The sequence below is a fragment of the Viridibacillus sp. FSL H8-0110 genome, from assembly GCF_038003565.1.
GTDB classification, from domain to species: Bacteria; Bacillota; Bacilli; order Bacillales_A; family Planococcaceae; genus Viridibacillus; species Viridibacillus arenosi.
Map to the genome: position 1 here is coordinate 3,310,113 of NZ_JBBOPJ010000001.1, position 26,460 is coordinate 3,336,572.

Annotated in this window: 32 protein-coding genes; all 32 read right to left on the minus strand. The window is 36.4% G+C overall.

The window, feature by feature from the left end:
• Positions 1-8 precede the first annotated feature (8 nt).
• On the minus strand, positions 9-347 hold the full coding sequence (locus MHH98_RS16605; protein ID WP_038184173.1) for a hypothetical protein: 339 nt from the start codon (positions 345-347) through the stop codon (positions 9-11).
• Positions 347-844: a chemotaxis protein CheD gene (locus MHH98_RS16610; protein WP_038184171.1), complete on the minus strand. Its 498-nt coding sequence runs from the start codon at positions 842-844 to the stop codon at positions 347-349. The genes MHH98_RS16605 and MHH98_RS16610 overlap by 1 nt, the downstream gene beginning before the upstream one ends.
• Position 845: 1 nt before the next feature.
• Entirely contained in the window at positions 846-1,478 is a 633-nt protein-coding gene (locus tag MHH98_RS16615) for a chemotaxis protein CheC (RefSeq protein WP_038184169.1), read from the minus strand.
• A gap of 16 nt (positions 1,479-1,494) precedes the next feature.
• Positions 1,495-1,941 (minus strand): chemotaxis protein CheW, encoded by a 447-nt coding sequence (locus tag MHH98_RS16620; RefSeq protein WP_038184167.1) that lies wholly within the window; start codon positions 1,939-1,941, stop codon positions 1,495-1,497.
• Positions 1,942-1,967: 26 nt separating this feature from the next.
• Complete coding sequence (locus MHH98_RS16625; protein ID WP_038184165.1) at positions 1,968-4,031, minus strand: chemotaxis protein CheA; 2,064 nt, start codon at positions 4,029-4,031, stop codon at positions 1,968-1,970.
• 13 nt (positions 4,032-4,044) lie between these two features.
• Positions 4,045-5,142 carry a protein-glutamate methylesterase/protein-glutamine glutaminase gene (locus tag MHH98_RS16630; RefSeq protein ID WP_235175723.1) on the minus strand — a complete coding sequence of 366 codons (1,098 nt, stop codon included), beginning with the start codon at positions 5,140-5,142 and terminating at the stop codon, positions 4,045-4,047.
• Positions 5,143-5,193: 51 nt separating this feature from the next.
• Positions 5,194-6,066, minus strand: coding sequence for a MinD/ParA family protein (locus MHH98_RS16635; RefSeq protein WP_038184160.1), 873 nt, complete (start codon positions 6,064-6,066; stop codon positions 5,194-5,196).
• On the minus strand, positions 6,063-7,181 hold the full coding sequence (gene flhF / locus MHH98_RS16640) for a flagellar biosynthesis protein FlhF (RefSeq protein WP_340713279.1): 1,119 nt from the start codon (positions 7,179-7,181) through the stop codon (positions 6,063-6,065). The genes MHH98_RS16635 and flhF overlap by 4 nt, the downstream gene beginning before the upstream one ends.
• Positions 7,178-9,211, minus strand: coding sequence for a flagellar biosynthesis protein FlhA (flhA, locus tag MHH98_RS16645; RefSeq protein ID WP_038184144.1), 2,034 nt, complete (start codon positions 9,209-9,211; stop codon positions 7,178-7,180). Before flhA ends, flhF begins: the two co-directional genes overlap by 4 nt.
• Positions 9,212-9,234: 23 nt before the next feature.
• Positions 9,235-10,320, minus strand: a complete 1,086-nt coding sequence (gene flhB / locus MHH98_RS16650; RefSeq protein WP_038184141.1) for a flagellar biosynthesis protein FlhB — start codon at positions 10,318-10,320, stop codon at positions 9,235-9,237.
• A gap of 1 nt (position 10,321) precedes the next feature.
• Positions 10,322-11,098 carry a flagellar biosynthetic protein FliR gene (gene fliR / locus MHH98_RS16655; RefSeq protein WP_038184138.1) on the minus strand — a complete coding sequence of 259 codons (777 nt, stop codon included), beginning with the start codon at positions 11,096-11,098 and terminating at the stop codon, positions 10,322-10,324.
• Between the two features lie 4 nt (positions 11,099-11,102).
• A complete protein-coding gene (fliQ, locus tag MHH98_RS16660) occupies positions 11,103-11,372 on the minus strand; it encodes a flagellar biosynthesis protein FliQ (RefSeq protein WP_038184135.1) in 270 nt (89 codons plus the stop codon).
• A gap of 13 nt (positions 11,373-11,385) precedes the next feature.
• Positions 11,386-12,051: a flagellar type III secretion system pore protein FliP gene (gene fliP / locus MHH98_RS16665; RefSeq protein ID WP_038184132.1), complete on the minus strand. Its 666-nt coding sequence runs from the start codon at positions 12,049-12,051 to the stop codon at positions 11,386-11,388.
• Positions 12,048-12,728, minus strand: a complete 681-nt coding sequence (locus MHH98_RS16670; RefSeq protein ID WP_038184129.1) for a flagellar biosynthetic protein FliO — start codon at positions 12,726-12,728, stop codon at positions 12,048-12,050. The genes fliP and MHH98_RS16670 overlap by 4 nt, the downstream gene beginning before the upstream one ends.
• 5 nt (positions 12,729-12,733) lie before the next feature.
• A complete protein-coding gene (locus MHH98_RS16675; protein WP_038184126.1) occupies positions 12,734-13,096 on the minus strand; it encodes a response regulator in 363 nt (120 codons plus the stop codon).
• Between the two features lie 22 nt (positions 13,097-13,118).
• Positions 13,119-14,306 carry a flagellar motor switch phosphatase FliY gene (fliY, locus tag MHH98_RS16680; protein ID WP_076065418.1) on the minus strand — a complete coding sequence of 396 codons (1,188 nt, stop codon included), beginning with the start codon at positions 14,304-14,306 and terminating at the stop codon, positions 13,119-13,121.
• Complete coding sequence (gene fliM / locus MHH98_RS16685) at positions 14,299-15,297, minus strand: flagellar motor switch protein FliM (protein ID WP_038184120.1); 999 nt, start codon at positions 15,295-15,297, stop codon at positions 14,299-14,301. The genes fliY and fliM overlap by 8 nt, the downstream gene beginning before the upstream one ends.
• Before the next feature lie 30 nt (positions 15,298-15,327).
• Positions 15,328-15,753 carry a flagellar basal body-associated protein FliL gene (gene fliL / locus MHH98_RS16690; RefSeq protein ID WP_076034010.1) on the minus strand — a complete coding sequence of 142 codons (426 nt, stop codon included), beginning with the start codon at positions 15,751-15,753 and terminating at the stop codon, positions 15,328-15,330.
• Positions 15,743-15,964: a flagellar FlbD family protein gene (locus MHH98_RS16695; protein WP_076034177.1), complete on the minus strand. Its 222-nt coding sequence runs from the start codon at positions 15,962-15,964 to the stop codon at positions 15,743-15,745. Before MHH98_RS16695 ends, fliL begins: the two co-directional genes overlap by 11 nt.
• A 70-nt stretch (positions 15,965-16,034) precedes the next feature.
• Positions 16,035-16,829: a flagellar basal body rod protein FlgG gene (flgG, locus tag MHH98_RS16700; protein WP_038184115.1), complete on the minus strand. Its 795-nt coding sequence runs from the start codon at positions 16,827-16,829 to the stop codon at positions 16,035-16,037.
• Between the two features lie 81 nt (positions 16,830-16,910).
• Positions 16,911-17,300, minus strand: coding sequence for a TIGR02530 family flagellar biosynthesis protein (locus tag MHH98_RS16705; protein ID WP_038184448.1), 390 nt, complete (start codon positions 17,298-17,300; stop codon positions 16,911-16,913).
• Positions 17,301-17,308: 8 nt separating this feature from the next.
• Positions 17,309-18,025 (minus strand): flagellar hook assembly protein FlgD, encoded by a 717-nt coding sequence (gene flgD, locus MHH98_RS16710; protein ID WP_076065419.1) that lies wholly within the window; start codon positions 18,023-18,025, stop codon positions 17,309-17,311.
• A 4-nt stretch (positions 18,026-18,029) separates the two neighbouring features.
• Positions 18,030-19,370 (minus strand): flagellar hook-length control protein FliK, encoded by a 1,341-nt coding sequence (locus MHH98_RS16715; protein WP_076065420.1) that lies wholly within the window; start codon positions 19,368-19,370, stop codon positions 18,030-18,032.
• 30 nt (positions 19,371-19,400) lie between these two features.
• A complete protein-coding gene (locus MHH98_RS16720; RefSeq protein ID WP_340711554.1) occupies positions 19,401-20,042 on the minus strand; it encodes a MotE family protein in 642 nt (213 codons plus the stop codon).
• Positions 19,999-20,448, minus strand: a complete 450-nt coding sequence (fliJ, locus tag MHH98_RS16725; RefSeq protein WP_038184109.1) for a flagellar export protein FliJ — start codon at positions 20,446-20,448, stop codon at positions 19,999-20,001. The genes MHH98_RS16720 and fliJ overlap by 44 nt, the downstream gene beginning before the upstream one ends.
• Positions 20,449-21,774 carry a flagellar protein export ATPase FliI gene (gene fliI, locus MHH98_RS16730; RefSeq protein WP_076034178.1) on the minus strand — a complete coding sequence of 442 codons (1,326 nt, stop codon included), beginning with the start codon at positions 21,772-21,774 and terminating at the stop codon, positions 20,449-20,451. It abuts the gene before it with no gap.
• Positions 21,774-22,562, minus strand: coding sequence for a flagellar assembly protein FliH (fliH, locus tag MHH98_RS16735; protein WP_210402663.1), 789 nt, complete (start codon positions 22,560-22,562; stop codon positions 21,774-21,776). Before fliH ends, fliI begins: the two co-directional genes overlap by 1 nt.
• Positions 22,546-23,559 carry a flagellar motor switch protein FliG gene (gene fliG, locus MHH98_RS16740; RefSeq protein WP_038184093.1) on the minus strand — a complete coding sequence of 338 codons (1,014 nt, stop codon included), beginning with the start codon at positions 23,557-23,559 and terminating at the stop codon, positions 22,546-22,548. The genes fliH and fliG overlap by 17 nt, the downstream gene beginning before the upstream one ends.
• Positions 23,560-23,573: 14 nt before the next feature.
• Positions 23,574-25,175, minus strand: coding sequence for a flagellar basal-body MS-ring/collar protein FliF (gene fliF, locus MHH98_RS16745; RefSeq protein WP_038184091.1), 1,602 nt, complete (start codon positions 25,173-25,175; stop codon positions 23,574-23,576).
• A gap of 62 nt (positions 25,176-25,237) precedes the next feature.
• The gene (gene fliE / locus MHH98_RS16750; RefSeq protein ID WP_412104686.1) at positions 25,238-25,543 is read right to left on the minus strand and encodes a flagellar hook-basal body complex protein FliE; all 306 of its coding nucleotides are present in this window, start codon (positions 25,541-25,543) and stop codon (positions 25,238-25,240) included.
• A gap of 24 nt (positions 25,544-25,567) precedes the next feature.
• Complete coding sequence (flgC, locus tag MHH98_RS16755) at positions 25,568-26,029, minus strand: flagellar basal body rod protein FlgC (protein WP_038184088.1); 462 nt, start codon at positions 26,027-26,029, stop codon at positions 25,568-25,570.
• A gap of 2 nt (positions 26,030-26,031) precedes the next feature.
• Positions 26,032-26,424, minus strand: coding sequence for a flagellar basal body rod protein FlgB (gene flgB, locus MHH98_RS16760; RefSeq protein WP_076065423.1), 393 nt, complete (start codon positions 26,422-26,424; stop codon positions 26,032-26,034).
• Between the last annotated feature and the right edge of the window lie 36 nt (positions 26,425-26,460).

The window sequence follows — 26,460 nt, forward strand, 5'->3', positions numbered from 1 at the left end:
AATCATGATCATTTGATGTCTTCTAACATCATGGATTGAACTACTTTTGCTACTTCTTCAGCATTTTCTTCAATGTTATTATTCGTTTGACCAGTCTGTTGCTCTTTTACTTGTTCATTGTTCATTGCAAGTTCACCCTCAGCATGAGTCTCTTCTGATAGTGGTGAAAAAAAGACAAATGCAATGACAAAACGTACTAAAAACGCAATTAAAAATACGACTAACGCAACAATAAATGAACTTGATAATATCGTCGTTGGCGTCTTAAATGATTGGAATGTTATGAAAAAATAAATTGAAAATCCAATCAGAGAAGCCCAACAATTCCATAAAATAGAACCAACCATTATATATCTTTCACTCCTTGATTTACTGTTCGAATATTTAATTTGGTCGTTTGTAAATCAAACTCTATCGTTCGACCACTACTACCACCAGTATCTTCCGCAATTAGAGGAATGGACAGTTTCTTTAATTGCAACTTCACAGCCTCTACATTGCGTGGTCCAATTCTCATAGAATCTCTACTCGATGTAAATTGGAACATCTGCGCCCCTCCAGCTATTTTTGCTTTTAGCTTAAAAAGTTGGATCCCCTCTTGTTTCAGTTGATTTACCATGGCAGGAATACCTGTATCGGCAAATTTCGCCACATTGATCGAGTCTGTTCTACCGAGTTGTGAATCTGGAAGCATCACATGAATTAACCCTGCTATCCCTTTTGATTCATCATATAACACTACACCTACACATGAACCTAATCCAGATGTTCGGATTGTGTTAGGCGCTTTTGCTACGTCCATTTGAGCTATTCCTACTTTGACTACACTAGGGCTATCTATCATATTAAGAAACTCCTAATGCTCTAAAAATAGATTCAAAGGAGTCGGGATCAGGTAACAAGAAGAAATGTCCTCTTACAGTCTCTGTATCTCCCATATTTTCTTCATAAATCGTAGTATCAATGACGATAACATGATCGCTCACTTGAGATACTTCAATTAATCCAAAACTGATAATAGCACCAAACATATCAATACTTAACGCAGGTGGAGTTGGATAAATTTTCAAACCAGTGAAATCCGAGAGCGCTGATAAGTATGAGCCCGATAAAATATTTCCGAGCTCTTGCATTGCAGAAAAACCTAATTCGGAAACAGGTGTTTTACGGAAATCAAAGCCTTCATCTCGTATTAATTTTTGTATGAAGTGATTAGCTTGTTCAATCGGTAGAATAAAGAACATTCCACCTTTAGCATCTCCTTCAATTCTCAAATAGATGCCAGCGACTACTTGTTCCGCACCGCCACCTCTTTCCATCATTTCATTAAATGACACCATTTCAACTTTCGGTACACGCATATCTATTTTTGTATTCAATAAAGATGAAAGAGCAGTAGCAGCATGCGCTGCTCCAATGTTACCAATCTCTTTCAAAACATCTAAATGTAATGACGTGATTTTATCTTGAAATGTCATAGGTTCATACCTTTCTTTACTTTAACGTATTTAGTACTTTATCTAAATGAAGCAAAATAAGAAGGCGCTTACCGACTTTCGCAACACCTGAAATGAATTCTTCTTCTAATGAACCAACCACTTCAGGTTGCGGTTCAATTGATTCCTTTGGTATATCCATTACATCATTAGCTGCATCAACAATAAATCCTACTTCCATTTCATCCAATGAAATAATGATGATTCTAGTACTTTCATTATCTGAAGAAGTATCCAAGTCAAAACGTTCGCGTAAATCAATGATTGGCGTTACTACACCTCGTAAGTTGATAACACCTTTCACGTATCTCGGTGTTTTTGGAACACGTGTAATATGCATTGTTTTTTCAATTCCTTGAACTTGACTAACAGGAATTGCGTACTCTTTATCTGCCAATTGAAAAACAATTACTTTCAAACTTTCTATATCGAGCGTATTTACCATCATTTACACCTCTTTCAATCATTTCATTATTTAATAAGCGCGTTACAGTCTACGATTAATGCAACTTTTCCGTTACCAAGAATTGTTGCACCAGAAATAGCAAAGACATTTGTTAAATAATTTCCTAAAGCTTTCAGAACAATTTCTTGTTGTCCAATAAATGAATCAACAACTAGTCCAGCCATTTTCTCACCTTTACGGACGATGACCACTGAATGGAACTCTTCATCTATTGCTTCATTACGTGGTACTTCAAAGATTTCCTCTAAAAATACAAGAGGCACAACTTTTCCGCGGAAATCAATTACTTTTTGATTGTGTGCATTCATAATATCCGAAGAGCGAATAATTGATGTTTCAATAATTGAAGATAAAGGAATTGCATAAATCTCTTTTTCAATTTCCACAAGCATTACAGAAATAATAGATAATGTTAACGGTAGTTGAATTGAGAACAATGAACCTTTACCCTCAGTCGATTCGATTGTAATATTCCCACCTAAAGATTCTATTGTGGATTTAACTACATCTAGTCCTACACCACGACCGGATACGTCTGAAATAACGTCTGCCGTTGAGAACCCGGATGATAAAATTAATTCATTTACTTGATTGTCTGTCATTGATGCTGCAACTTCTGGCGTTACGACACCTTTAGAGATTGCTTTAGACAATACTTTTTCACGGTTAATACCTGCGCCGTCATCCTCTAATTCGATGAAGACATGGTTACCGCTATGGTAAGCACGCAGAACGATTGTACCTTCTTCTGGTTTTCCTTTAGCACGACGTACTTCAGGGCTCTCAACACCATGATCTAAGCCATTGCGAATTAAGTGAACAAGTGGATCACCGATTTCATCAATAACAGTACGATCTAATTCTGTTTCAGCTCCGATAATTTCTAGATTTACTTTTTTGTTTAATTCACGCGTTAACTGTCGCACCATTTTAGGGAAACGATTAAATACTGTTTCAACTGGCACCATTCGCATTGTTAAAATGATATTTTGTAAGTCCCCAGAAATTCGGGACATTCTTTCAACTGTTTCATTTAGTTCGCTATGATTTAATTCTGACGCGATTGATTGTAAACGCCCACGATCAATTACTAACTCTTCAAACAGATTCATTAAAATATCAAGTCGTTCAATATTCACACGAATTGTTTTACTAGTTGCGTGACCACCACCATTTTTTACAGGTGTCTTTTTAGCAGCAGGTGCATCGACAGATTCTTTCTTGGCAACCTGTTGTTGTGGTTGTTCTACAACGGCTTGTTCAATTTGTGGAGTTTCTACCGTTCCTAGCATTGCTTGATTTAAGACTTGGAAATCAACTAGCTGTACAATGACACGATCTACTTCAGATACTTTTAACAATTTCTTTTCAATATCTTCAGCTGGCTCTTTTGTTATAAAGGCAATATAGAAGTCATTATCAAATTGCTCTTCTTCAAGCTTTTCAACAGAAGGAGATGATTTGATAACATCACCCAATTTTTCAAGTAATTCAAACACCATATATACGCGTGCTGCTTTTAATAAACAATCTTCACGTAGATGAACTGAAATTTCATAAGTGTTAAAGTCTTGTTCTTGTGATTGTTGTATAACCGTTAATTCAAAGTCATCGTATTCAAGTAACACTGCGGGTTCAACATTTGTAGTTGCTGCCACTTCGTTATTTGAAATTGTATTCGTAAATACTTCACCTAATTCAATTTTCTTTAGAGATTCTACTGTTGCACTTACATCCTTTTTCCCATCTCCACCACTTGCAATATCGTTAACCATTTCTTCAAGATGGTCTACTGACTCAAAGACAACATCCAAAATTTCTGGTGTAACCTTAATCTTTTCGTTACGAATAGCATCTAAAACATTTTCCATTTTATGAGTTAAATCAGCTAAATCTTCGAAGCCCATTGTCGCTGACATACCTTTTAATGTATGAGCATTACGGAAAATATCATTCACAATTGCTAAATCATCTGGGTTTTTCTCTAATTCTAGTAGACTTTCACTACAAGACTGAAGATGCTCTTTACTTTCATCAATAAACACTTCTAAATATTGATTCGTATCCATAGAATGGCCCCCTTTAAGGCAAATATTTCATTATCGTATCTGCAATATCATCTACATCCGCTACTTCATCAACTAATCCAGTTTCAAAAGCAGCTTTAGGCATGCCATACACAATACATGTATTAGCAGATTCAGTAATGGCTATAACTTTTCCTGTATTCTTTAATTGAATTAAACCCTTCGTTCCATCGGCACCCATTCCCGTCATAATAACGGCTATTTTATCAATTTCATGAAATTGACAAGTATCTTCAAAAAGTACGTCAACAGAAGGTCTATGCCCTCCACGAGGAGGCTCTTGAGCATCTAGTGTGATGCCATAAGACATACCTATTTTGCGAAGTTTCATATGATAGCCACCAGGAGCTATGTAAGCAACTCCATTTTGCAAAATGTCACCATTTTCAGCTTCTTTTACAGTAATATCAGCCAGTTGATCTAATCGATTGGATAATGACTTTGTAAAACCAGCAGGCATATGTTGAACTATTAGGATGGGAGCTTTGATGGTTGCCGGTATTTTAGTAATGACTTCTTGTAAAGCTCTTGGACCTCCAGTTGAAGTACCAATAAGTATCAGTTTCTTAGTATGAGCTGACCATTCTTTTTTGACTTGTGTTGCAGCTGTTTCAGCCATTCTTATCTGTTGCTGAACTCTCGGTACATTTCGTGATAAAAGACCAGAACCACTCAATTCTCCAGTTAATTTAGTTGTATTTGATTGGACAATCGTTTGCCGAAGTTTTGAAACTTGTACATTTGCAGCATGTTCAACTTTATACACAAGATCATTTTTGATTTTATGTAAATCAAGCGAAATTGTACCACTAGGTTTAGCAATAAAATCAACAGCACCATTTGCCATTGCTTCTAAGGTCGAATCCGCACCCCGTTCTGTCGTACTTGATAGCATAACAACCGGTACTGGTGACTCTGCCATGATTCTTTTAAGAGCTTCTAAACCATTCATTTCTGGCATTTCAACATCCATAGTCACAACATCAGGCTTAAGGCTTTTAATCTTGCGCAATGCATCATTACCGTTACGAGCCGTGCCTATAACTTGTATTTTAGTATTATCCGTAAAAAAATCTGATATGAGCTTCCTCATAAAAGCAGAATCATCAACGATGAGTAACTTTTTCGGTTGAGAAATGTTCAACTAATCACGACCTTTCGAAAAAATACTCTTCAATTTAGACAAAAACTTATTCGTCTGAGCCGGTGCATGTACTTCCTCAATGCAATCTTTCATATAACGATAAGTTATATCTCGTAACGTTTTCGTAATTGGCGCATTTGGAAATAAAATCGAAAAAGGAACTTGTTTACGAACAGCCTGTCTTACAAGTGGGTCTTCAGGTAAAGACCCTAACACAGTGACTTCTTTTGACAAAAATCGTGACATAGCATGGCTTAAACGTCTAAGGGCATCAGGACCTTCTTCTTGATCCATTGTACGATTACAAAGAAGATAGAATTTTTTCTCTGGGTCTTTAAAGTGAATATATTTCATCATTGAATAAGCATCTGTAATTGATGTTGGCTCAGTTGTAGAAATGACAATAATATCTTCAACAGCGACTAACAAATCTAAAGACCAATTAGTTGCTCCTGCTCCCATATCGAACACTATGTAATCAAATGACTTTTGCAACGCTTCAAATGCTTCAATCAAACGATTAAACATTTTATCAGACCATTCCATTAGCCCAACCATACCCGTACCACCGGAAATATATTGCAAACCATTTGGCCCCTCAAAAATAACCTCTTGTAATGAACACTCCCCCTGTAAATAGTCCTTCAAACTTTTCCTAGCACTTTCACCTAAAAGAATATGAATATTGCCCATCCCGATATCCATATCAACAATGACAACTTTTTTACCATAAGAGGCTAAAGTATTAGAAAAATTCGTGGTGAAATTGCTTTTTCCAACGCCACCTTTACCACTGACAACCGCAATAGATTTCCCTATTAATCCTTGGCTACGCATCATATACATTCTTAAAGATTCTGCTTGATCTCTCATTTCCTATCTCCTTGAAAGAACAATTCAACTACACTTTCTAAAGAAGCCTCCTCAATATCCTCTGGTACTTCTTGACCAGTCGTATAGTAAGCAAGTCCTTTATTATATTTAACCATTAAATTAATCATTGAGCCAATAGAATTTGTTTCATCAAGCTTAGTAAATATTAGTTTAGTAATAGGAAATGCCAAAAATTGTTGAATTATCGTTTCCATGTCTCGCTCTTTTGATGTCATTGATAGGACTAAAAAGCTTTCCATGTTTTGTTCGAAATCGATTAATTTTTGTAAATCTTCTACGTACTTCACTTCTTTGTAGTTACGCCCAGCGGTATCTATAAAGATTAAATCTAGATGATCAAATTTTTCTAGCGCATGTTCATAGTCTTGTTTGTTGTAAACAATCTCTACAGGTGCTTGTAATAAATTCGCATACGTTTTCAATTGTTCAATCGCAGCAATTCTATACGTATCAGTCGTAATGAAACCTATTTTTTGTTTCTTCTCAAGTACGGCTCTAGCAGCCATTTTGGCAATTGTTGTCGTTTTACCAACTCCAGTTGGTCCTAAAACGTTTATATATTTTTTCTCATAAGAAATGCCACCGAAAGGAAGTTGTTCAATACTAGCTATTAGAGATTCTTTTGCAAGTTTGAAAAGCTCCTCTTGCAATAAATCTCCTTTACTATTTTTTATAATTGCAAAAAGCTCATCACCAATACATGTGACAAGCTCTTGATTTAGCTCCTGTTTCTCTAGTTGTTCAATCAGAGGTAAGAGTTCATCTGGATACTTGGCCCCTACAGAGTGTCGTTGCATTGATTGCATAAGTAATTTTAGATCAGCTATATCTTTTTTGATTTCTTCAGAATTTTGATCTGAATGAATACTTTTTTCAATCAAAGGCTGAACTGGAGCTAGAAGAGGCGCAGACTCTCTTACTTCTGCGCGATCTAGCCCTGCTACCACTTCAATACTTTTCTTTTTGAATAATCCTAAAAAACCCTTTGAATAAACTACTTTTGAATTGACAATGACTGCATCATCACCAAAATCAGCACGAACTTTTTTCATTGCGGCTGGCATTGACGGTGCTACATACTTTTTCATTTTCATTCAACATTCACCACCCCAACACTTTGGATCTCAATTGATGCTTCCAGTTCATTATACGAAAGAATTGGAATTTGAGGGAAATATCTCTCTGTCAATTGTCGTAGGTACATTCGAACAGCTGGTGAGCATAAGATCACCGGAGATTGTTCAAAGAATGCAATACGTTCTATTTCTCTTGCAATAGATTCTAATATCGCTTGAGAATCTTGTGGATCCATCGCTAAATAGTTTCCGTGATCCGTTTGTTGAATACTATCTGCAATCATTTTTTCCACTTTAGCAGCTACAGTTAATACTTTTAATTCTGGCTGACTGCCTGCATGCTGAGCAGTAATTTGACGAGCAAGTGCTTGGCGGACATACTCAGTAAGAACATCTACATCTGATGTTAGCTTTGCATAATCTGCTAATGTCTCGAAAATAATTGGTAAATTGCGAACTGAAACATTTTCTTCCAATAATTTTGCCAATACTTTTTGAATTTCACCAATTGATAATGGCGTTGGTGTTAACTCTTCAACTAAAATTGGTGCTGATTCTCTTAAATGATCGATTAATTGTTTTGTTTCTTGGCGACCAAGTAAGTCTGAAGCGTTTGCACGAATAATTTCAGTCAAATGAGTAGAAACAACACTAGGCGGATCTACTACTGTATACCCAAGCATTTCGGCTTCCTCTTTCACTTGCTCAGTAATCCATTTTGCAGGTAAACCAAATGAGGGCTCTACTGTATCGATTCCTTCAATGGAGTCATCATCTCCAGGACTCATTGCTAAGTAGTGATCTAATAATAGTTCACCTTGCGCAAGTTCGTTCCCTTTTATTTTGATACGATATTCATTCGGTTGTAATTGAATATTATCGCGAATACGAACAACCGGAATGACAATCCCTAACTCAAGCGCAAGTTGTCGTCGAATCATTACAACACGATCTAATAAATCCCCACCCTGGGCTGCATCTACTAATGGTATTAATCCATATCCGAATTCAAATTCAATTGGATCAACATTCAATAAATTAATGACATTTTCTGGACTTTTCAGATTATCAGAAGCCACTTCTTCTTCAATTTCTTGTAACTCTTCAATTTCTTCTTGTTTTTGATGACTTATACGATAGGCGACGAATGCAAGTAGCCCAGCCAATGGCACTGTATAAATTAATTCAATTGGAGTTACAATCCCTAACAGAAAGATTGTACCTGCTGCAATATACAACAACTTCGGATTAGCAAGTAATTGCCCCGTAATATCTGTACTTAAATTACCGTCAGAAGCTGCGCGGGTTACTACAATACCAGTTGCTGTAGAAATTAATAATGCTGGAATTTGTGATACTAAACCGTCACCTACTGTTAAAGTAGAGAACAAATGCACTGCTTCAGAAAACTCTAAATCCATTTGCACAACGCCGATAATCATTCCTACAAGCAGGTTAATGATGACGATAATAATACCTGCAATGGCGTCCCCTTTTACAAATTTTGTGGCACCGTCCATAGCTCCGTAGAAATCGGCCTCATTACTTACTTTTTCACGTCTTTGACGAGCATCTGTTTCAGAAATTAATCCTGCATTTAAATCTGCATCAATCGCCATTTGCTTACCTGGCATCGCATCCAATGTAAAACGGGCTGCAACTTCAGAAACACGCTCAGACCCTTTCGTAATAACGATAAACTGAATGATTATCAAAATTACGAACACGACTAAACCGACAAGAATATTGCCACCTACAACAAAGGTACCAAATGTTTCAACTACGTTCCCAGCTTCACCACCACTTAAAATTGCTCGGGTTGTTGAAACATTTAATCCTAAGCGAAACAATGTAAGTAATAAAAGTAATGATGGGAAAATTGAAAATTGAAGTGCCTCTTGCATGTTCATAGCTGTTAATAAAACTAATAACGCTAGCGATATATTAATAATAATGAGAAAGCTTAACATCCACGGAGGTAGAGGGATAATGAGCATCGCTACAATTAAAATAACTGCCGATAATACCCCTATGTCGCGAATTTTCATACTTGTCCCTCCTGCTTAAAACTTTAAATTTTGCGTTTAATACGGTATACATAAGCTAAAACTTCCGCAACCGCTTTGAAAAACTCGTCTGGGATGCGGCCCCCAACTTCCACTTGATCGTACATTGCTCTAGCCAATGGTCTATTTTCCACCATCTCAACATCATTTTCTTTGGCAATCAATTTAATCTTTTGTGCGATAAAGTCGGTCCCTTTAGCTACAACTTTTGGCGCATCCATACTTTCATCATCATACTGCAGCGCGATTGCATAATGGGTTGGGTTGGTTATAACCACGTCCGCTTTAGGTACTTCCGACATCATACGACGCATGGCCATTTCACGTTGACGTTGTTTAATTTTTGATTTTATGAGAGGGTCACCCTCGGTATTTTTATATTCATCTTTAATATCCTGCTTGGACATTTTTAAGTTTTTTTCATAATCAAACTTCTGGTAGAAATAATCCAAGATTGCCACACAAAATAATGTAAGTGAAGCTGCAATCCCCATTATTACTGTTAATTTTCCAACAGTTATTAAAGTGACCCACGGAGATTTAAAAGACAAACTTAGTACATCATCTATATTCATGAGAAGAATAACTGTTGTAACTGATCCGATAAAGGTTATTTTTAAAACTGATTTTAATAACTCAATAATAGCCCTCATTGAGAACATCCGTTTTAAGCCTTTAATTGGATCAATCTTCTTTAAATCAAATTTTAATGACTCTGTTGTAAAAAGTAATCCAAATTGAAAGAAGTTTCCCGCGAGACTAGCAATTACCGCAATCACCATAATAGGTAACAAGACAAATGCCATCTCAATCATGACTTCTTTATAGACTTCCATAACTGAGCTAATCGAAATGGATTCAACTAACAAGTATCGACTAAATGTTTGTTTAAAAAATGCCATGACGCTATCTCGCATAGAGGCGGCGCCAAATAATAAAAATAAAAAAACAGATAGGAGGACAATTGCACTTGTGACATCCTGACTTTTTAATACTTGACCTTTTTTTCGGGCATCTAATCGTTTCTTTGGCGTTGCTTTTTCAGTTTTTTCTCCCGCAAAAAATTGTAAGTCAAGACGAATATATTGCATCTTATCCACCACCTATTAGAACCATAAAATCACGCATACTAACAATCATAATATTAAATAACTTTTGAATAACTGCTACCATTACCCCCATCATTGCTACAAGAACTAGAAAACTCACACCAATTTTAATTGGGAAACCAACCACAAAAATGTTCAACTGTGGAACTGTTCTAGCTGTTATCCCTAAAGCAATATCAACTAAGAATAACGTAGCAACAATTGGGATAGCCATTTGAAAGGCAATACCAAACACTGTAGCAAACATTTTAATAATAAATTCAGTGGAATTTTCCGATCCAAAGGATGGCCACATTTCACCAATTGGCAAGTATTCATAACTATAATAAATACCATCTAGTAGTAAATGATGCCCATTGATACCTAGCAATACTAACAATGCCAATGTATTAAAGAATTGTCCTAAGAGAGGACTTTGTGCCCCTGTCTGTGGATCTATAATATTCGCAATAGCAAAACCCATTTGGAAGTCTATAAAACTTCCTGCTATTTGGATAGCTGACATAATCATATAAGCAATTAAGCCGATAATTAAACCAACCATGGCTTCTTTCATAACTAATAATATGTATTCCCCGTTTACTTCCATAGGAGTAACGTCAATTGTGTAGTACATCATCCATGCAATTACTGCCGCTAATGTAAGTCGCATTTTCGACGGGATTGTTTTATAAGAAAACAAGGGTACCGTTATAAAAAATGCCGAGATTCGCACAAGAATGAGAAGGAACACAGTTACTTTAGGTACTAGTTCTTCCATTCGATCACCCTACATATCGCAGTAAATTTTCAAAAATATCTGTTGCATACGAAGTCACTTGCGTAAGCATCCAAGGTCCAAAAAACACAATACCGACTAAAACAGCGATAATTTTTGGCACAAAGGCAAGCGTTTGCTCTTGAATTTGTGTCGTTGCTTGGAAAATACTGACCGCCAAACCAGTAATTAAAGCGATTAGTAATAAAGGCCCTGAAGTAAGTAGGACAACCATGATCGCACGTTCTGCAACTGAAATGACCATTTCACCTGTCATATTGATTCATCCCCTAAAAGCTTTGCAGCAATGATTTCATTACAAGATACCAGCCATCTACAAGTACAAATAATAGGATTTTAAATGGTAGTGAAATCATAACTGGCGGTAACATCATCATCCCCATAGACATTAATACACTTGCGACAATCATATCGATTACAAGGAATGGTATGAAAATCATGAAACCAATTTGAAAAGCAGTTTTAATCTCACTTAACGCAAAAGCAGGTACTAAAGTAGTTAATGAAATATCCTGAATCGTTTCAGGACGTTCTGCACCAGAATATTTTAAAAATAAATCTAAATCCTTCTGTCTTGTATGCTGACTCATAAAGTCTTTGAATGGCCCACTCGCTTTGTCGTAAGCTTCATCCAGTGTGATTTTCTCATCAAAAAGAGGCTGTAATGCTTCTTTATTCACTTCTTGGAATGTTGGTGCCATGATAAAGAATGTTAAAAAAAGTGCCAATCCAACTATTACTTGGTTTGGAGGCATTTGTTGTGTAGCTAGAGCTGTACGTACGAACGATAGGACTATAACAATCCTCGTAAAGGATGTCATTAGTATTAATATACTTGGTGCTAATGATAGGACCGTTAGCATTAACATCAGTTTTACAGAAGTAGAAACATTGGATGGATTACTGTCTGAGAAATAATTAACTAAATCACTCATTCTTTATCGCTCTCCTTTTGCTTCCACTCATTCAAATCCTTACTACGATCAGATTTTATTTTTGAGATTTTTTGTTGAAAAAGATCTTTGAATTCTTCATTTGGTTTTTCATCTACTTTCGATGAAGGTCGTACTTTTTCTTTTAAACTAGTAAAAAGGTCTGCAATATATGGAACTTGATTTGCAAATTCCTGTTTATCGTTATATAAGGTCATTAGACGCTCTTTTTCGACTTCGTTTGAGATTTCCTTAAGAATATGTACATCTTCACCTACGCCAACTAAATAGAGCGAATCTCCTACTTTTAAGAGCTGCACCGATTTCTGTTGGCCTAAAGATAATCCACCTAAATTTTGCATCAATTGATTATGTTGATATTTTTGGTTGCGACTATTTACGAATTTTAACATTCCGTACAATAGGGCTACTACAAAGATAAGAGCTAGGACCATTTTAATATAATCCCATGGAGACAAGCCGACAGCTGTCGATTGTGTGTTTTTATCGACAGCTGTAGTTGAATCCTCTTTGCATACATCTTTATCTTTGTTATAGCAATCATCCACCATACCACCCTTCTCAGCAAAGGCTGGTGTCGGGTTTAGCATAGGATTAATAAATGTAATTGTTAATAATGATGCACACAACATCAGTTTCAATAAGGCTTTATAAAACATTCTGATCAACCTAACGCTTTTTGGATCGCTTCGATAACACGGTCAGCTTGGAAAGGTTTTACGATAAAGTCTTTTGCACCTGCTTGGATTGCATCGATTACCATTGCTTGTTGTCCCATTGCTGAGCACATAATAACAATTGCACTTGGATCTTTTTCTTTAATAGATTTTAATGCGGCAATTCCATCCATCTCAGGCATAGTAATATCCATTGTTACTAAATCTGGTTTTAATTCGCTGTATTTCTCAATAGCTTGAGCACCATCTCCAGCTTCCCCCACAACTTCAAAACCATTTTTTGTTAAAATATCCTTGATCATCATGCGCATGAAAGCTGCGTCATCCACAATTAAAATCCTTTTAGACATGTCTAACTCCTCCAATAACTATCTATCTTAGATTGTTTAAGCGATCCGCTTTACTCAAAATATCTGTAATACGAACACCGAAGTTTTCGTCTATTACAACTACTTCTCCTTTAGCAATGAGACGGCTATTTACTAGAATATCAACCGGTTCCCCAGCAAGTTTATCAAGTTCAATAATAGATCCACTTGCTAGTTCTAATATCTCTTTTACGGAACGCTTCGTACGTCCTAATTCAACAGTAACTTGCAGTGGTATGTCAAGTAGCATATTCAAATTTCTAGCTTCTGCTTGCTTCAATGATGCATTTTCAAAGCTAGCAAATTGCGCTTGTTGTACATTTGCTGGCTGTTGTGTATACATTGGTCTTTCAGGCATTGCATACGATTGTTGATATTGTTGTTCTTGCATTGGAGCAGGTTGGGCTACTGGTACCTGTTGTACAGGAGGTGCTTGAACTGGTGCTGCCTGTGGTGTTGGTGTTGGCGCAGGCGCAACCATAGTTGAAGCAATTTCTTCAGTATCTTGATTCAGTAATTGGTTAACCAACTTCTTACTAAATCCAAGAGGTAGTAGTTGCATAATATCTGAATCTATTAAAGTACCAATTTTCAAGCGGAATGAAACTTTAACAAGTAAATCTTCTTCCGGAATATTATCTCTACCTTCATTTTTTGAAATATTCATCAAATCGATTGATGGCGGTGAAATGTCCACTTTTTTATTAAAGATCGTAGACATAGATGTTGCAGCAGAACCCATCATTTGATTCATTGCTTCCTGTACAGCACTTAAATGAATCTCACCAAGTTCATCTGCAGGGCTAGCACCATCTCCACCTAACATTAAATCAGCTATAATTGCTGCATCCGATTGTTTGATGACTAATAAGTTCATACCCACAAGGCCCGTCGTATATTCTACTTGAACCGCTACATATGGATGAGGAAACTCTTCCTCCAAATTATCACGATTAATCATACTGATTGTTGGTGTTGTAATATCAACTTTTTGGCCAAGTAACGATGATAACGCCGTTGCAGAACTACCAAAGGAAATATTACCGATTTCACCTAGTGCATCTTGAGATAATGCATCTAAATATTCCTCTACTTTGTATTCAATTTGAGAAGACTTCTTATTTTCTAGTTCTGGAGATTCGCCTCTTAATAGGGCTTCAATTTCTTCTTGTGATAACATTTCATCACTCATCAACTTCGTCTCCTCCTTTCAAAGACTCTAAAACTTGAACAGCCATTCGTTTTTTCAGTTTCCCTGGTTGAACAGTAAATTTAGGTATATCGCCAACTTTTAATGTAAGTGGTTGGCTAATTTTCTGATCCAGTTGAATAACATCACCTTGTAACAATAGAAGGAAGTCTTCAATTGTTATTTCAGCATTACCAAGCTCTGCTATTACTGGTAAATTAGATTGTTTCACACTATTTTCAAGAATCGCTGTTTGTTCTGGTGAAACTTCTTTTTTGTTAGATTGCATCCAGTAACGAACCGATAGATTCGGTACAATCGGCTCTAATACGACATGAGGGATACAAATATTAATCATGCCACTTGTTTCTCCAATGATTGAGTTGAATGAAATAACAACAACCGTTTCATTTGGAGAAATCATTTGTAAGAACTGTGGATTCACTTCAAGCTCAGATAAAGCTGGATCAATATCAGCTATGTTTGCCCATGCTTCACGCAAGTTATCGAACGAACGTTCAAATAAATTTGTCATAATTTTTGTTTCAATTTCAGTTAAGTTATCGACGTTACTATGACTTGCTCCAGTTCCACCCATTAAACGATCTAACATTGAATACGCAATATTAGGATTAATCTCCATTAGGATATTGCCATCTAAAGGTGGTACTTCGAAAACATTTATGAGTGTCATATTCGGAATTGAACGAATGAACTCTTCAAATGGAATCTGATCCACAGATGCTACAGTTATTTGCACGTACGTCCTAAGCTGAGCTGAGAAAAACGTCGTTAAAAGACGTGCAAAGTTTTCATGTATTCGGGTCAAACTTCGGATTTGATCTTTTGAAAAACGTAGAGCTCGTTTAAAGTCATAAACTTTAACTTTTCTAGCCTCTTCATCTTTCTTAATATCATCAGCCGTCATCTCACCCGTTGATAACGCTGATAAAAGCGCATCAATTTCGGACTGGGATAACACATCTCCTGCCATTTTCCCACCTCCATTTCAAAATAATTGACCTTACTGAATGATGTAGGAAGTAATGTAAACTTCTTGTACCTTACCGTCTTGCATCAGTTCATTAAATCTTGTTTTTAACGTTGTTTGTAGCATTTTCTTTCCTTTTTTTCCTTCTAAATCACCTTTTGTCATCTCTGACATTTCTTCAATCACAATACTCTTCACCTGGAAATCACGTTTACCGATTTCTTCAGCAGCTTTTTTGCTATCAGTTTGGATTTTTAGTGAAATTTTAACAAAATTTGTTCCGGCAAGGTTTGTTGTCAATTCTGGAACATCTACAGAAGCTTCGATGATATCATCGATACTTGGCTCTTTGGCACTTCCTTTGTTCAACTGATTGACAGTTACCAATGCAATAACACCAAGCAGTGTAATTGAAACTAAGATAATCAACATAATGGTTAAAAGTTTGTTATTCTTCATCTTCTTCACCTCTTAAGTGCGGGTTTGATAGGAGCTGAACACTGTGATAAAAAGCAATCATACGATTACTCACTTCTTTCTCAGTTTCTAATACAACATATTTTCGTCCGGTCGTTAACGTAATCGTCGTATCAGGAAACTCCTCGACCGATTCTATGTATAAAGCATTTAATGAGAATGGTTTACCATTTAATTTAGTTACTGTAATCATAGGAAATAAGGGCCGAGTCATGAGAGCCGACCCAGCCCCCTCCTTTTAATGAAAAAATTTTAGCTAAAACTTATCGTTTTAAGTTAACAAGCTCTTGTAAAATTTCATCTGATGTAGTGATAATACGTGTATTCGCCTGGAAACCACGTTGCGCTACGATCATATCAGTGAATTCTTCTGATAGATCTACGTTGGACATTTCGAGAGCACCAGAAGCGATTACACCAATACCCTTTAGACCAGCTGTGCCTACTGTAGGTGCCCCTGAGTTTGAAGTTTCATTATAATAATTAGAACCTTCCTTAGATAAACCTCCAGCATTTGGGAACTTAGCTAATTCTAATTGACCTGCTTTTTGCAATACACCTGCTTCATCAACATAATCTACAGACCCATCTTTACCGACAGACATACTTTGAGCAGTTGTAGGAATATTTATTACTCCAGCAGTTCCTTTTAAATACTTACCTTCAGCATTAACTAGGTCTCCATTTTTATCCATATAAAAGTTCCCAGCACGTGTATACTTTAAGTTTTTCCCATCCTTATCCATAACAACAAAGAATCCATCACCAGAAATCGCTAAATCTAACACTCGGTTAGTGGTTTGCAATGAACCACCTTCATGCATTGTATCTATTGCAGCAATTTGAGAACCTAAGCCAATTTGTTTTGGGTTTGTACCTCCAGTAGTAGCAGTCGGCGCTGAAGCACCTGCGCTTGTCTGTGAGAATACATCTTTAAACACGACGCGACCTTTTTTGAACCCGTAGGTATTAACATTGGCGATATTGTTACCGATTACATCTAATTTTGTTTGGAAATTTTTAAGACCACTGATGCCTGAATACATTGAACGTAGCATAACTTAATTTTCTCCCTTCGATTTTAGAGTGTACTGCTTCTGTCATTTGGCAGTACTAAGGCACCCTTAAAAGGTCCTGCCTTATGTCAGCACAATTGTGCCGTCGATATTGGTGAATAATTGATCTTTTGCTTCATTACGATCCATTGCTGTTATTACTGTGGCGTTTTTCGCACTAACTATGAGCGCTGCCTGATCAGTTAAAACAAGTGAATCATTCACACCTTTTGAGCGTGCTTCGAATACTTTTTCAGTAATTCTTTGCCATTGCTTTTCATCAATATGAATATCTCGTTCGTTCAGACGAACTGAAGCGTGCTTACTTATCTTTAACTGTTGGCTACTTGTTGCTTTTTCTAACTCTTGACTAAAGGATTGTTTGCTTGTAGAAACATTCGGTCTTGCAATTGACTGTTGTCTTAAAGTTGGTTGAAGTTGTTGTATATGTTGCTGAAATCTAATTTTATCCACCATATATTTTATTTCCCTTGAGCAATGGACACGATTTGATCAGCTGTTACTTCATCACCGTTACTAAGTATATATTTGATTTGTCCATCTTTTTTTGAAACGGATTGGACGGTTGCTTCATTAGTTACTTCATTTGGAGATTCTTCAGATTCTTCATTATCATCTTTATCCTCAGTCACTTTGTATGTAATATTTTTCCCAATTAACATACTCGCTTCTACTAGGGACCCCCCGGTACTGCCTGTACTTCCATTAATCACTTCTGAAATATTTGATGGTGTTAATTCTTTACCGTCTGCTAATACAAAGATAACTCCCTCACCATTGTATTTAACTCGAACTACAGTACCAGTTCCTTCATTAACAATCGGTTTACCATCTTCACCTTTTTTATCTGTTACTTCATGCCATTTCACATCTTTGCCGATGAATGAATTAAATTCAATTAACTGCGATTGTTGTTGTAATTGCGTTAAATTCTCTAGTGCTGTTGTCATATTCGTCATTTGTTCAAGAGATGAAAATTGAGCCATTTGTGCGATAAATTCTTTATCATCCATTGGGTTTGTTGGATCTTGGTTTTGTAATTGTGTAATTAGCAATTGCAAGAATGCGTCTTTACCTAAAGCAGAGTTACCTGTTTGTCTTTGGTTAGATGGTTTATTGGCAACATTGTAATCATCTAAAATACTCTTTTTATCTGGAATTTTCGTTGTATCTGCCATAATCCTACACCTCCATTTCCATTAAATAGTCGCTAAATGTTAGTTCTTCATCTTGCTCGTCTTTATTTTTAGCGTCTTGGTCCTGTGCTTGTTGCTTAAATGATTGATTGAATTGATTCTGGCCTTTTTCTTGACGATTTGCATCACTTAAGGCTTGTGTGACATCAATACGATCAAGTTGTATATTTTGGTTAACTAAACCTTGTTTTAAAGTATTTAACTGACTATCTAGCATTTCTTTACCAAGTGCTGTTGAGGCTAACAATCTAGCTGTCATAACACCATCTTTTTGTACTAGTTCCACACGAATCGTCCCTAAATTTTCTGGGTACAGTTTAATCAAAAGCTTCGTCATTCCTTGTGCATTTGAAGTTTGACTACGATTCATAATTGCTTGGAACTCTTTGACAAACGTTTCAGCCTGAGAAGCCTTGTTTGTTGGTAATGTTAATGTCACAGTCGTGTTAGCTGTACCTTTTGTTTCTGTCAAAGTTGTTGTTACACTTTCATTGGCACTGGCATCGGTTAAATTAAGCATTAATGGTTGTACATCTTTAGATTTTATGAGTGGAAGTTGACTGCTCGATGCTTGATTTAGAAGCTGTTCTACTTTTGTAGATAAAGCAGACATCCATTCTTTCACTTGAAATACTTGTAATTCCTGATTTAAGACTAAATCTGTTTTAGGTACTGCAAGCTCAACTAATTTTAAAAATTTCAGTACATCTGAAGCCTGATTTTGAGAAACTGTTGCACCCTTTTCTCCACTAATAGAAGCCATCAAATTCTGCATAAATGCAAAGGCATTTTGATCGATACCGGCAAGTAAATCCCAAACATCTTTTGCCTGTGTATCATCACCTGTTAACTTTTGAATCGCAGCTTGTAAATCTTCAACGTTTACTCCTAACAACTCGCCTAATTTATCTAATGAAATACTTTCAGTACTTAGAGTAGCTTCATCGATTGCACTGTTCAGCAATTTATTTAAATCAGTTAGAGAAGTTACACCAAGGATGTTTGACATATCTTCTATAGTGATTGCTTGTTCTTGATCTCCAGCAGTATTGCTTTTTAGCACTTGTCCAAGTAAACCTTCTAGACCTCTTGATAGATCGATAGATAATCTATTTGAGCTAAATGTGGATTCCTTTATGGACTGATTATTCAACTTATCTATATTACTTTGATTACTATTACTATTTGTTGTAGATGAAGTTGGCGGTTCAGTCTTATTAGAAGATAACAAGTAATCCGAAAATCCAGTATTAGTTGAGCTATCAGTTGAATTTTTTGATTGACTACTTGCTTTGGGTGCTTCTATTTGTATCGAATCTATATTCATGATTTCACCTCCTTCCGACTAATAGAATTTTTATTTAGCTAACAATACCGTATATCGTGCAGCGTCTTTTGCTGGCATCTTCTCTAATACTTTCGCCAACGTTTCAGGTTTTAAGCTAGCTAGTATTTTAATTGCTTCCGAATCACTCATATTTATGATGACTGGAGCTGCTGCTTTTGGTGTCATTTTTTCAAAGGTTGACACTATACTGCTAAATTCTTTTTGTGTTTCTACTTTTCCCTTTTCAAGCTTATCGATTTCAGCTATTAGTCGATCTTGTTCAATAACTAGCTTAGATTTTTCGTTTTTCGAGTCTTCTATTTGACCTTGTAATTGCGCAATTTGGGCTTCTTTTTCTTTAATTTGAGCTTTTAGCTCCACAGTTTGTTTAGCATTTTCTTTTGCATCATTTTCATTTAACACTTTTTCGTTAGTACTTTGGGCTGTACCACTTGTCCATTCTTTTGCTTTTTCAAAAACATTTACGTTTAATAAATGCGCAATGATCAGGAGAACGGCAGTTGTAAATAGTAATGGTATAATCACCCAATAAAAAAGCCTTTGAAGCGTACTAGGTGCTTTTATTTCCGAAGCTTTTGTATGCTCCAAATTTTTTTTCGCCATGCCATCACCTGATTTCTTTGTTGTAATATGCGACTGATGATAGTTCATCTAGTCGAATTGCTTCAAGTCTTTCTTGTTCTTCTTTAAAAGTTTCAAGATCTTTTTCTTTCATCTTTTCATACTTCCGAAACTCTAACGACTTTTCCAGCAGTTTCTGTTCATGCCACTCCATTTTAGAGCGAGCTTGAATAACCTTTTGCTGTACATCCACTATTGTCTTTTCAAGACTATCAATAAATCTTGAATAATGATGAATTTCATCGATACTAGAACCAGTAGACATTCGTTGTTGTTGAAAACCAATTAGATCTTCTTTTTTCTTTAGCAGATTATAAAGTTTGGTAGCTACTTCTTCAAAAACTCTGACAGATTCTTTATAAGCAATTTCTGTTTCATTTTTTTCTTGCTCTCTCACTGTCATTACTTTTTCAAAGCGATATGTATATGCGCTCATTTACAGCCCACCACCATTCGATAAACTGATTAGTTCATTCACACTCTGCTGCATACTAACATTATCTAAATATCCTTGTTTCAAAAATGCTGTAATTAGAGGCTCATAATGAATGGCTTGATCAATTTCTTTGGAAGTTCCTCGCTTATAGGCACCTATATTTATCAAGTCTTCTGATTTGTTATACGTATAGTACAGTTCTCGCAACCGTTCTGCAGCTTGTACATGTTCTTTAGAGACAATATGATTCATCAAACGGCTGACACTTTTTAAAACGTTAATAGCCGGATATTGCCCTTTATTTGCCAATGTACGATCAAGCACGATATGTCCATCTAAAATACCTCGTACTGTATCTGCGATTGGTTCATTCATGTCATCCCCGTCTACTAATACCGTATAGAAAGCTGTTATAGAACCATGTTCATTTGTACCTGTTCGTTCTAATAACTTTGGCAAAATAGAGAATACAGAAGGTGTATAACCTCTCGTAGCAGGTGGTTCACCAACCGCCAAACCAATTTCACGTTGAGCCATAGCAACACGAGTGACAGAATCCATCATGAGCATGACATTTAGTCCTCTATTTCTGAAGTACTCTGCAATTGCTGTAGCTGTAAATGCCCCTTTAATACGCATCAGAGCAGGTTGATCAGATGTAGCAGCGACAACGATTGAGCGCTTCAAGCCTTCAGGGCCAAGATCTCGTTCGATGAATTCACGAACCTCACGACCACGTTCTCCAATAAGTGCGATAACATTTAAATCTGCTTCTGTATTTCGCGCTATCATTCCTAGGAGGGTACTTTTACCAACACCTGAACCGGCGAATATACCAACACGCTGGCCATTACCAACCGTTAACATGCCATCTATTGCTTTTACACCCACTTCAAGGGTTTCATTTATAGGTGGTCTAGTTAAAGGGTTTGGTGGGTCTTCCTCTGTCTGAACAGTAGCAAGGCCTTTTGGTAAGTTGTGTCCATCAATAGGTAATCCCATTGAGTCCAATACTTTACCAATAAGTTCAGGCCCTACTTTTACTTCTAAAGGTGACCCTGTTCCCTCAACTAAACATCCTATCGAAATCTCTCTAATTGATGTAAACGGCATGAGTACAACGATTTCATCTTTAAAACCGACAACTTCAGCTAAAATCTCTGTAGGTCCATTTTTTGAAGATTGCACATGAATTTTACATACATCACCAACAGAGCTTTCAGGACCTTGCGATTCAATCATTAGACCAACTACACGAGTTATTCGACCATACTTTTTAAATGTTTGTACTGATGGAATATGCTCAACCAACTGCGACGCTTTCATCATTTCTGATCCACGCTTTCTAATATTTCTATTAGTTTCAATCGTAATTCATTAAGCTGTTCATCGATACTCACGACAATTCTTCCGTGATTTGTTTCGATATAACCATCCGTATCATTTAGTTCTTCATTTACGAAAATCATGAATGGGACATCCACTGGGAAGATGGAAGCTAATTCGTCTCGATGACTTGATACGAGCTTATGATAAGTAAGTGATACATACAGCTTAATTTCTTTCATCTCTCTTGCCTCTTTTAAACCTCGACGGACCACATTCAAAAACAGCTCTCCATTTTCTTCTAAGGCTGTCCCTAAAATGCGAGTCGCAGCATTCATAGCCAGTTCTAAAATGACTCTTTCTTGACTTTCTAGATATTGTTGAGCATTTTCTTGTGAACTGATAGTAGTTTCATTAGCTATTTGAACTGCTTCTGACATATTGTCTTCAGCTTTTAAGCGTCCTTCTTCTAAGCCTTGCTGAAAACCTTCATCGTAAGCTTGTTGTTGAAGAATAAGCTTATCTTGTTCCCATTGCTCTTTAGCAAAATCAAGTACCTGCTGTTGTTCTTCGCACTGTGCGAAGAATTTTTGTTGTTGAATAGTAATCTCGGACTGCGCTTCAGCAATAATACGTTCTCTTTCAGCTATTACATCTTCTAAGGAATAATCCTCAACGACTTCTTGCTGATCTTCGGGCAATCTTAACTCGCGTATTTCAATTGTTCTAATTTTCTCTTTGGATGATAGAGTATCATCGAATCGAATGATTCTAGACAATGACGTCATCTCCTCCACCACGAGCGATAATGATTTCACCTGCGTCCTCTAAGCGTCGTGTTACTGCAACGATTCTCATTTGTGCATCTTCAACATCTCTCAGGCGAACAGGTCCCATTACTTCCATCTCTTCTCTAAATGTTTCAGCCATACGTTGGGACATATTTTTGAAAATAATTTCTTTTACTTCTTCGCTTGAAATCTTCATTGCAAGGAGTAAATCTTCATTTTCACAATCGCGTATAACACGTTGAATTGAGCGGTTATCCAGTGTAACAATATCTTCGAAGACAAACATACGTTTTTTGATTTCTTCTGCTAGTTCTGGATCTTGAATTTCAAGTGCATCCAGAATTGTTTTTTCTGTTTGTCTATCAACACCATTAAGGACTTCTACAACTGCATCAACGCCACCAGTTTCGGTGTAATCTTGCGTCACAGTTGATGACAATTTGCGTTCTAATACTGATTCAATTTCACTAATAACTTCGGGCGATGTTGAATCCATCATTGCGATACGTTTCGCTATATCAGCTTGTACCTCTTGAGGTAAAGATGAAAGTATAATACCCGCTTGCTGTGGCTCTAAATATGAAAGTATTAGCGCAATTGTTTGCGGATGTTCATTTTGAATAAAGTTGAAAATTTGAGCAGGATCTGTGCGTCTCGCAAAATCAAAAGGTCTTACTTGTAGAGAAGATGTTAATCGATTGATAATTGTTTGAGCCTGATCCGATCCAAGAGCCTTTTCTAATACAGTTTTCGCATAACCAATTCCACCTTGAGAAATGTAGTCTTGTGCGAGTGCAATATTATGGAACTCTTCGATGATTTCTTCTTTTATCTCTGGTTCAACTTTTTTAACTCCTGAAATTTCTAACGTTAAACGTTCTATTTCCTCTTCGCTTAAGTGTTTATATACCGCAGCGGACACTTCTGGTCCTAGTGATATTAACAGGAGTGCTGCTTTTTGTTTACCAGATAAACCTTTTTCTTTCCTTGACACAGCTTTTCCCCCCATTAATCTTCAGTTATCCATGTACGTAATAATTTCGCGAAATCATCTGGCTTGTCTTTTGCCATCTTCTCAAGCTGTTTACGTCGTACGGTTGATTCTGTTTCTTTTTCTGTAGAGATATCTTCTACTTCAACTATTTCCTCTTGATCTTCTAGAATCATATTTTCTTCTGTCGCGTTTTGTTTTCTAGAACGTAAAATAAAGAATGCTAGTAAAATAATAGCAGCTACTAAAATACCGCCAATCACATATACCCACCATGGAATTTTACTTGTCTCAGTTGAAGCTAATTGTGCTTTACCATTCAATTGTTGAACAGTAACATTTATTTTTTGATCGATTTGAGCATCAGTTAATTGTCCAGCTTCATTTTTATCAATTGAAGTACGGACGATTGATGCAAGCATACTTTGAATATCCTGTTGTACATTTGTTGGTAATGTCGTTGCGTCGTTAGCAGTTGGTGGTTCTACCATTACTTGAATACCTAAGTCACGAATACGATACGGACTTTCTACAATCTGACGTTTAATACGATTCACTTCATTATTAATCGTCTCTTCAGTTTTCTCGTAATCTCCATCTCCAGTTGACCCAGACTGATAGTTTGTAAAATTATCAGTTGCATTTTCAGCTTCTGGTGTACCCGAAGCTGCTGCTCCAGTACCTGTAAATGTTTCACTAATACGCTGTGCACTGATTTGGATACCAGCCATATTCTCTTTATCTACTGGTTCAACTAAATTTTCTTCACGTTGTTCTTGGGTAAAATCAATATCAGTAGTCACTACAACGGCTACTTTATCTGCTCCCATTAAAGTACCTAACATTGTTTGCACTTGGCGTTGCAAATCACGTTCAATTTGCTTTTTAAGTGTCAATTGTTGATTGACATCCGCTCCACTAGCTCCCGCTGTTGCAGTATTAGTAGACTGTAAATCGTAATATTCAAAGTATTGATTTGTAATTACAATATTTTCGGGTGTTAGGTTCGGAACACTTTTAGATGCCAAATTATAAAGTGTTTGAATTTGCGTTTCAGTAAATTGATAGCCTGGTTCCGTATTCAAAACTATCGATGCACTAGCTGGTTGCTGTGTATCACTTACGAATACACCCTCTTCAGGTAAAGTGATCATTACTTTGGCGTCTTTTACACCTTTAATACCTTTAATTAAATTAGCTAGTTCTGTTTGTGTAGAAGCTAATTTTAGAACGCTAAATTCATTATCTGTCATACCAAATCCAGCGTTTTGAGAGAAAAATGAGTAATCTATTTTACCAGATTGAGGAAAACCTTCCGATGCTAATTGTACTAATAGTGGATCGACTTGATTTTCTGGAACTAAGATAGATGTTCCACCTGGTGCAATTTTATATTTTGTTCCTTGAGCATCAAGGGTTTCTTTTATTTTCCCTACTTCAGCAGTCGATAAGTCTGAATAAAGTGGCGCATACGTAACTCGAGTTGCAAAGTATGTAATAACAGCTGCCAAAATAATAATTCCAAGAAGGGAACCTATTAACGTACCTTTTTGTGCTTTCGTACGACTTCCCCAAAACCTCGTGGAGTCGGTTTTGATTTTTGTCAGTCTTTCATTCATTTTAAGCCTCCGGTTATAGTGAATGTTCTAATACGTGGTTAAATCCGCACTAACCGTTCGAATTAAACTGTCATTCGCATAATTTCTTGATACGCCTCTACTACTTTATTACGTACTTGTAATGCTGTATTCAATGTTATACTCGCTTTTTGAGAAGTAATCATAACGTCATGAAGTTCAACATTATCACCGTTTATCAACTTAGTTGTCATATTATCTGAAGCGACTTGACTGTCGTTTACAGATTGAATAGCATCTTTTAACATTGTTCCAAAACTCTCTTTTGATTCTGTAGGCATCGTTTCAGCAACTCTTTGTGTCATAGTTGGTTGAACTGGTTGCATTACAGATACTTGTGATACTGGCAATTAACCCATCCTCCTTTATTGAAATTATTTACCTATTTCTAGAGCTTTTGTTAGCATCGATTTATTTGCATTAAAAACCGTTACGTTCGCTTCGTATGATCGTGTAGCAGATATTAGGTTTACCATTTCTTTTAAAGGATCAACATTTGAAGTTTGCACATAACCTTCATCATTAGCATCTGGATGTGTTGGATCATAAATAAGTTTGAATGGTGTTTCAGTATCATTATTTATCCCTGTCACTTTGACACCATTGCCAACTCCTTGTTTACTTGTTGAACCCATTGCCGTATTTAAATAATTAGAAAATTGTCCTTCTTTCGAAGTTAACGTTACTGTTTTACGACGATACGGAACCCATTCACCATTTTCCATTGTCGCTCGTGTAGTATCGACATTTGCCATATTAGACGAAATGACATCCATTCTTAGACGCTGAGCAGTAAGTGCTGAGCCAGTCGTGTTCATACTATGGAAGATAGACAAAATTAGTTACCCCCTTTAATGACAGTTTGTAATGTATTTAATTTACCGTTAATACGGTCAACCAAGGCATTATAGAAAATTGTGTTCTCCGCCAAACTTGCTTGTTCTTTATCCATATCTACACCATTACCATTTTCTCGGTAGCGAAGATTAGAATAACTATAAACACCTGGTGTCGAATTCTTAGTAGTAAAATCAAAATGTCTTTGATCTGTTCTGTTTGCTTGAATATATGTATTTTGTGCCTCAGTTAACATTTTTTTAAAACTAACGTCTTTCGCCTTATAGTTTGGTGTGTCATTATTCGCTATATTTTGAGCGATTGTTTTATTCTTCACCGTAGCATAAGCGAGGCCGTTTTCCAAATTACTTATCGTTCCACTAAATAAATCCAAATATTTCACCCCAATTCGATATAAACTACCAAATTT

Bases quoted from the DNA above. Each gene is read 5' to 3' on its own strand.
- MHH98_RS16605 (WP_038184173.1), bottom strand. From the start codon at position 347: ATGGTTGGTTCTATTTTATGGAATTGTTGGGCTTCTCTGATTGGATTT.
- MHH98_RS16610 (WP_038184171.1), bottom strand. From the start codon at position 844: ATGATAGATAGCCCTAGTGTAGTCAAAGTAGGAATAGCTCAAATGGAC.
- MHH98_RS16615 (WP_038184169.1), bottom strand. From the start codon at position 1,478: ATGACATTTCAAGATAAAATCACGTCATTACATTTAGATGTTTTGAAA.
- MHH98_RS16620 (WP_038184167.1), bottom strand. From the start codon at position 1,941: ATGGTAAATACGCTCGATATAGAAAGTTTGAAAGTAATTGTTTTTCAA.
- MHH98_RS16625 (WP_038184165.1), bottom strand. From the start codon at position 4,031: ATGGATACGAATCAATATTTAGAAGTGTTTATTGATGAAAGTAAAGAG.
- MHH98_RS16630 (WP_235175723.1), bottom strand. From the start codon at position 5,142: ATGAGGAAGCTCATATCAGATTTTTTTACGGATAATACTAAAATACAA.
- MHH98_RS16635 (WP_038184160.1), bottom strand. From the start codon at position 6,066: ATGAGAGATCAAGCAGAATCTTTAAGAATGTATATGATGCGTAGCCAA.
- flhF (WP_340713279.1), bottom strand. From the start codon at position 7,181: ATGAAAATGAAAAAGTATGTAGCACCGTCAATGCCAGCCGCAATGAAA.
- flhA (WP_038184144.1), bottom strand. From the start codon at position 9,211: ATGAAAATTCGCGACATAGGGGTATTATCGGCAGTTATTTTAATTGTA.
- flhB (WP_038184141.1), bottom strand. From the start codon at position 10,320: ATGCAATATATTCGTCTTGACTTACAATTTTTTGCGGGAGAAAAAACT.
- fliR (WP_038184138.1), bottom strand. From the start codon at position 11,098: ATGGAAGAACTAGTACCTAAAGTAACTGTGTTCCTTCTCATTCTTGTG.
- fliQ (WP_038184135.1), bottom strand. From the start codon at position 11,372: ATGACAGGTGAAATGGTCATTTCAGTTGCAGAACGTGCGATCATGGTT.
- fliP (WP_038184132.1), bottom strand. From the start codon at position 12,051: ATGAGTGATTTAGTTAATTATTTCTCAGACAGTAATCCATCCAATGTT.
- MHH98_RS16670 (WP_038184129.1), bottom strand. From the start codon at position 12,728: ATGTTTTATAAAGCCTTATTGAAACTGATGTTGTGTGCATCATTATTA.
- MHH98_RS16675 (WP_038184126.1), bottom strand. From the start codon at position 13,096: ATGTCTAAAAGGATTTTAATTGTGGATGACGCAGCTTTCATGCGCATG.
- fliY (WP_076065418.1), bottom strand. From the start codon at position 14,306: ATGAGTGATGAAATGTTATCACAAGAAGAAATTGAAGCCCTATTAAGA.
- fliM (WP_038184120.1), bottom strand. From the start codon at position 15,297: ATGGCAGGAGATGTGTTATCCCAGTCCGAAATTGATGCGCTTTTATCA.
- fliL (WP_076034010.1), bottom strand. From the start codon at position 15,753: ATGAAGAATAACAAACTTTTAACCATTATGTTGATTATCTTAGTTTCA.
- MHH98_RS16695 (WP_076034177.1), bottom strand. From the start codon at position 15,964: ATGATTACAGTAACTAAATTAAATGGTAAACCATTCTCATTAAATGCT.
- flgG (WP_038184115.1), bottom strand. From the start codon at position 16,829: ATGCTACGTTCAATGTATTCAGGCATCAGTGGTCTTAAAAATTTCCAA.
- flgD (WP_076065419.1), bottom strand. From the start codon at position 18,025: ATGGCAGATACAACGAAAATTCCAGATAAAAAGAGTATTTTAGATGAT.
- MHH98_RS16715 (WP_076065420.1), bottom strand. From the start codon at position 19,370: ATGAATATAGATTCGATACAAATAGAAGCACCCAAAGCAAGTAGTCAA.
- MHH98_RS16720 (WP_340711554.1), bottom strand. From the start codon at position 20,042: ATGAACTATCATCAGTCGCATATTACAACAAAGAAATCAGGTGATGGC.
- fliJ (WP_038184109.1), bottom strand. From the start codon at position 20,448: ATGAGCGCATATACATATCGCTTTGAAAAAGTAATGACAGTGAGAGAG.
- fliI (WP_076034178.1), bottom strand. From the start codon at position 21,774: ATGAAAGCGTCGCAGTTGGTTGAGCATATTCCATCAGTACAAACATTT.
- fliH (WP_210402663.1), bottom strand. From the start codon at position 22,562: ATGACGTCATTGTCTAGAATCATTCGATTCGATGATACTCTATCATCC.
- fliF (WP_038184091.1), bottom strand. From the start codon at position 25,175: ATGAATGAAAGACTGACAAAAATCAAAACCGACTCCACGAGGTTTTGG.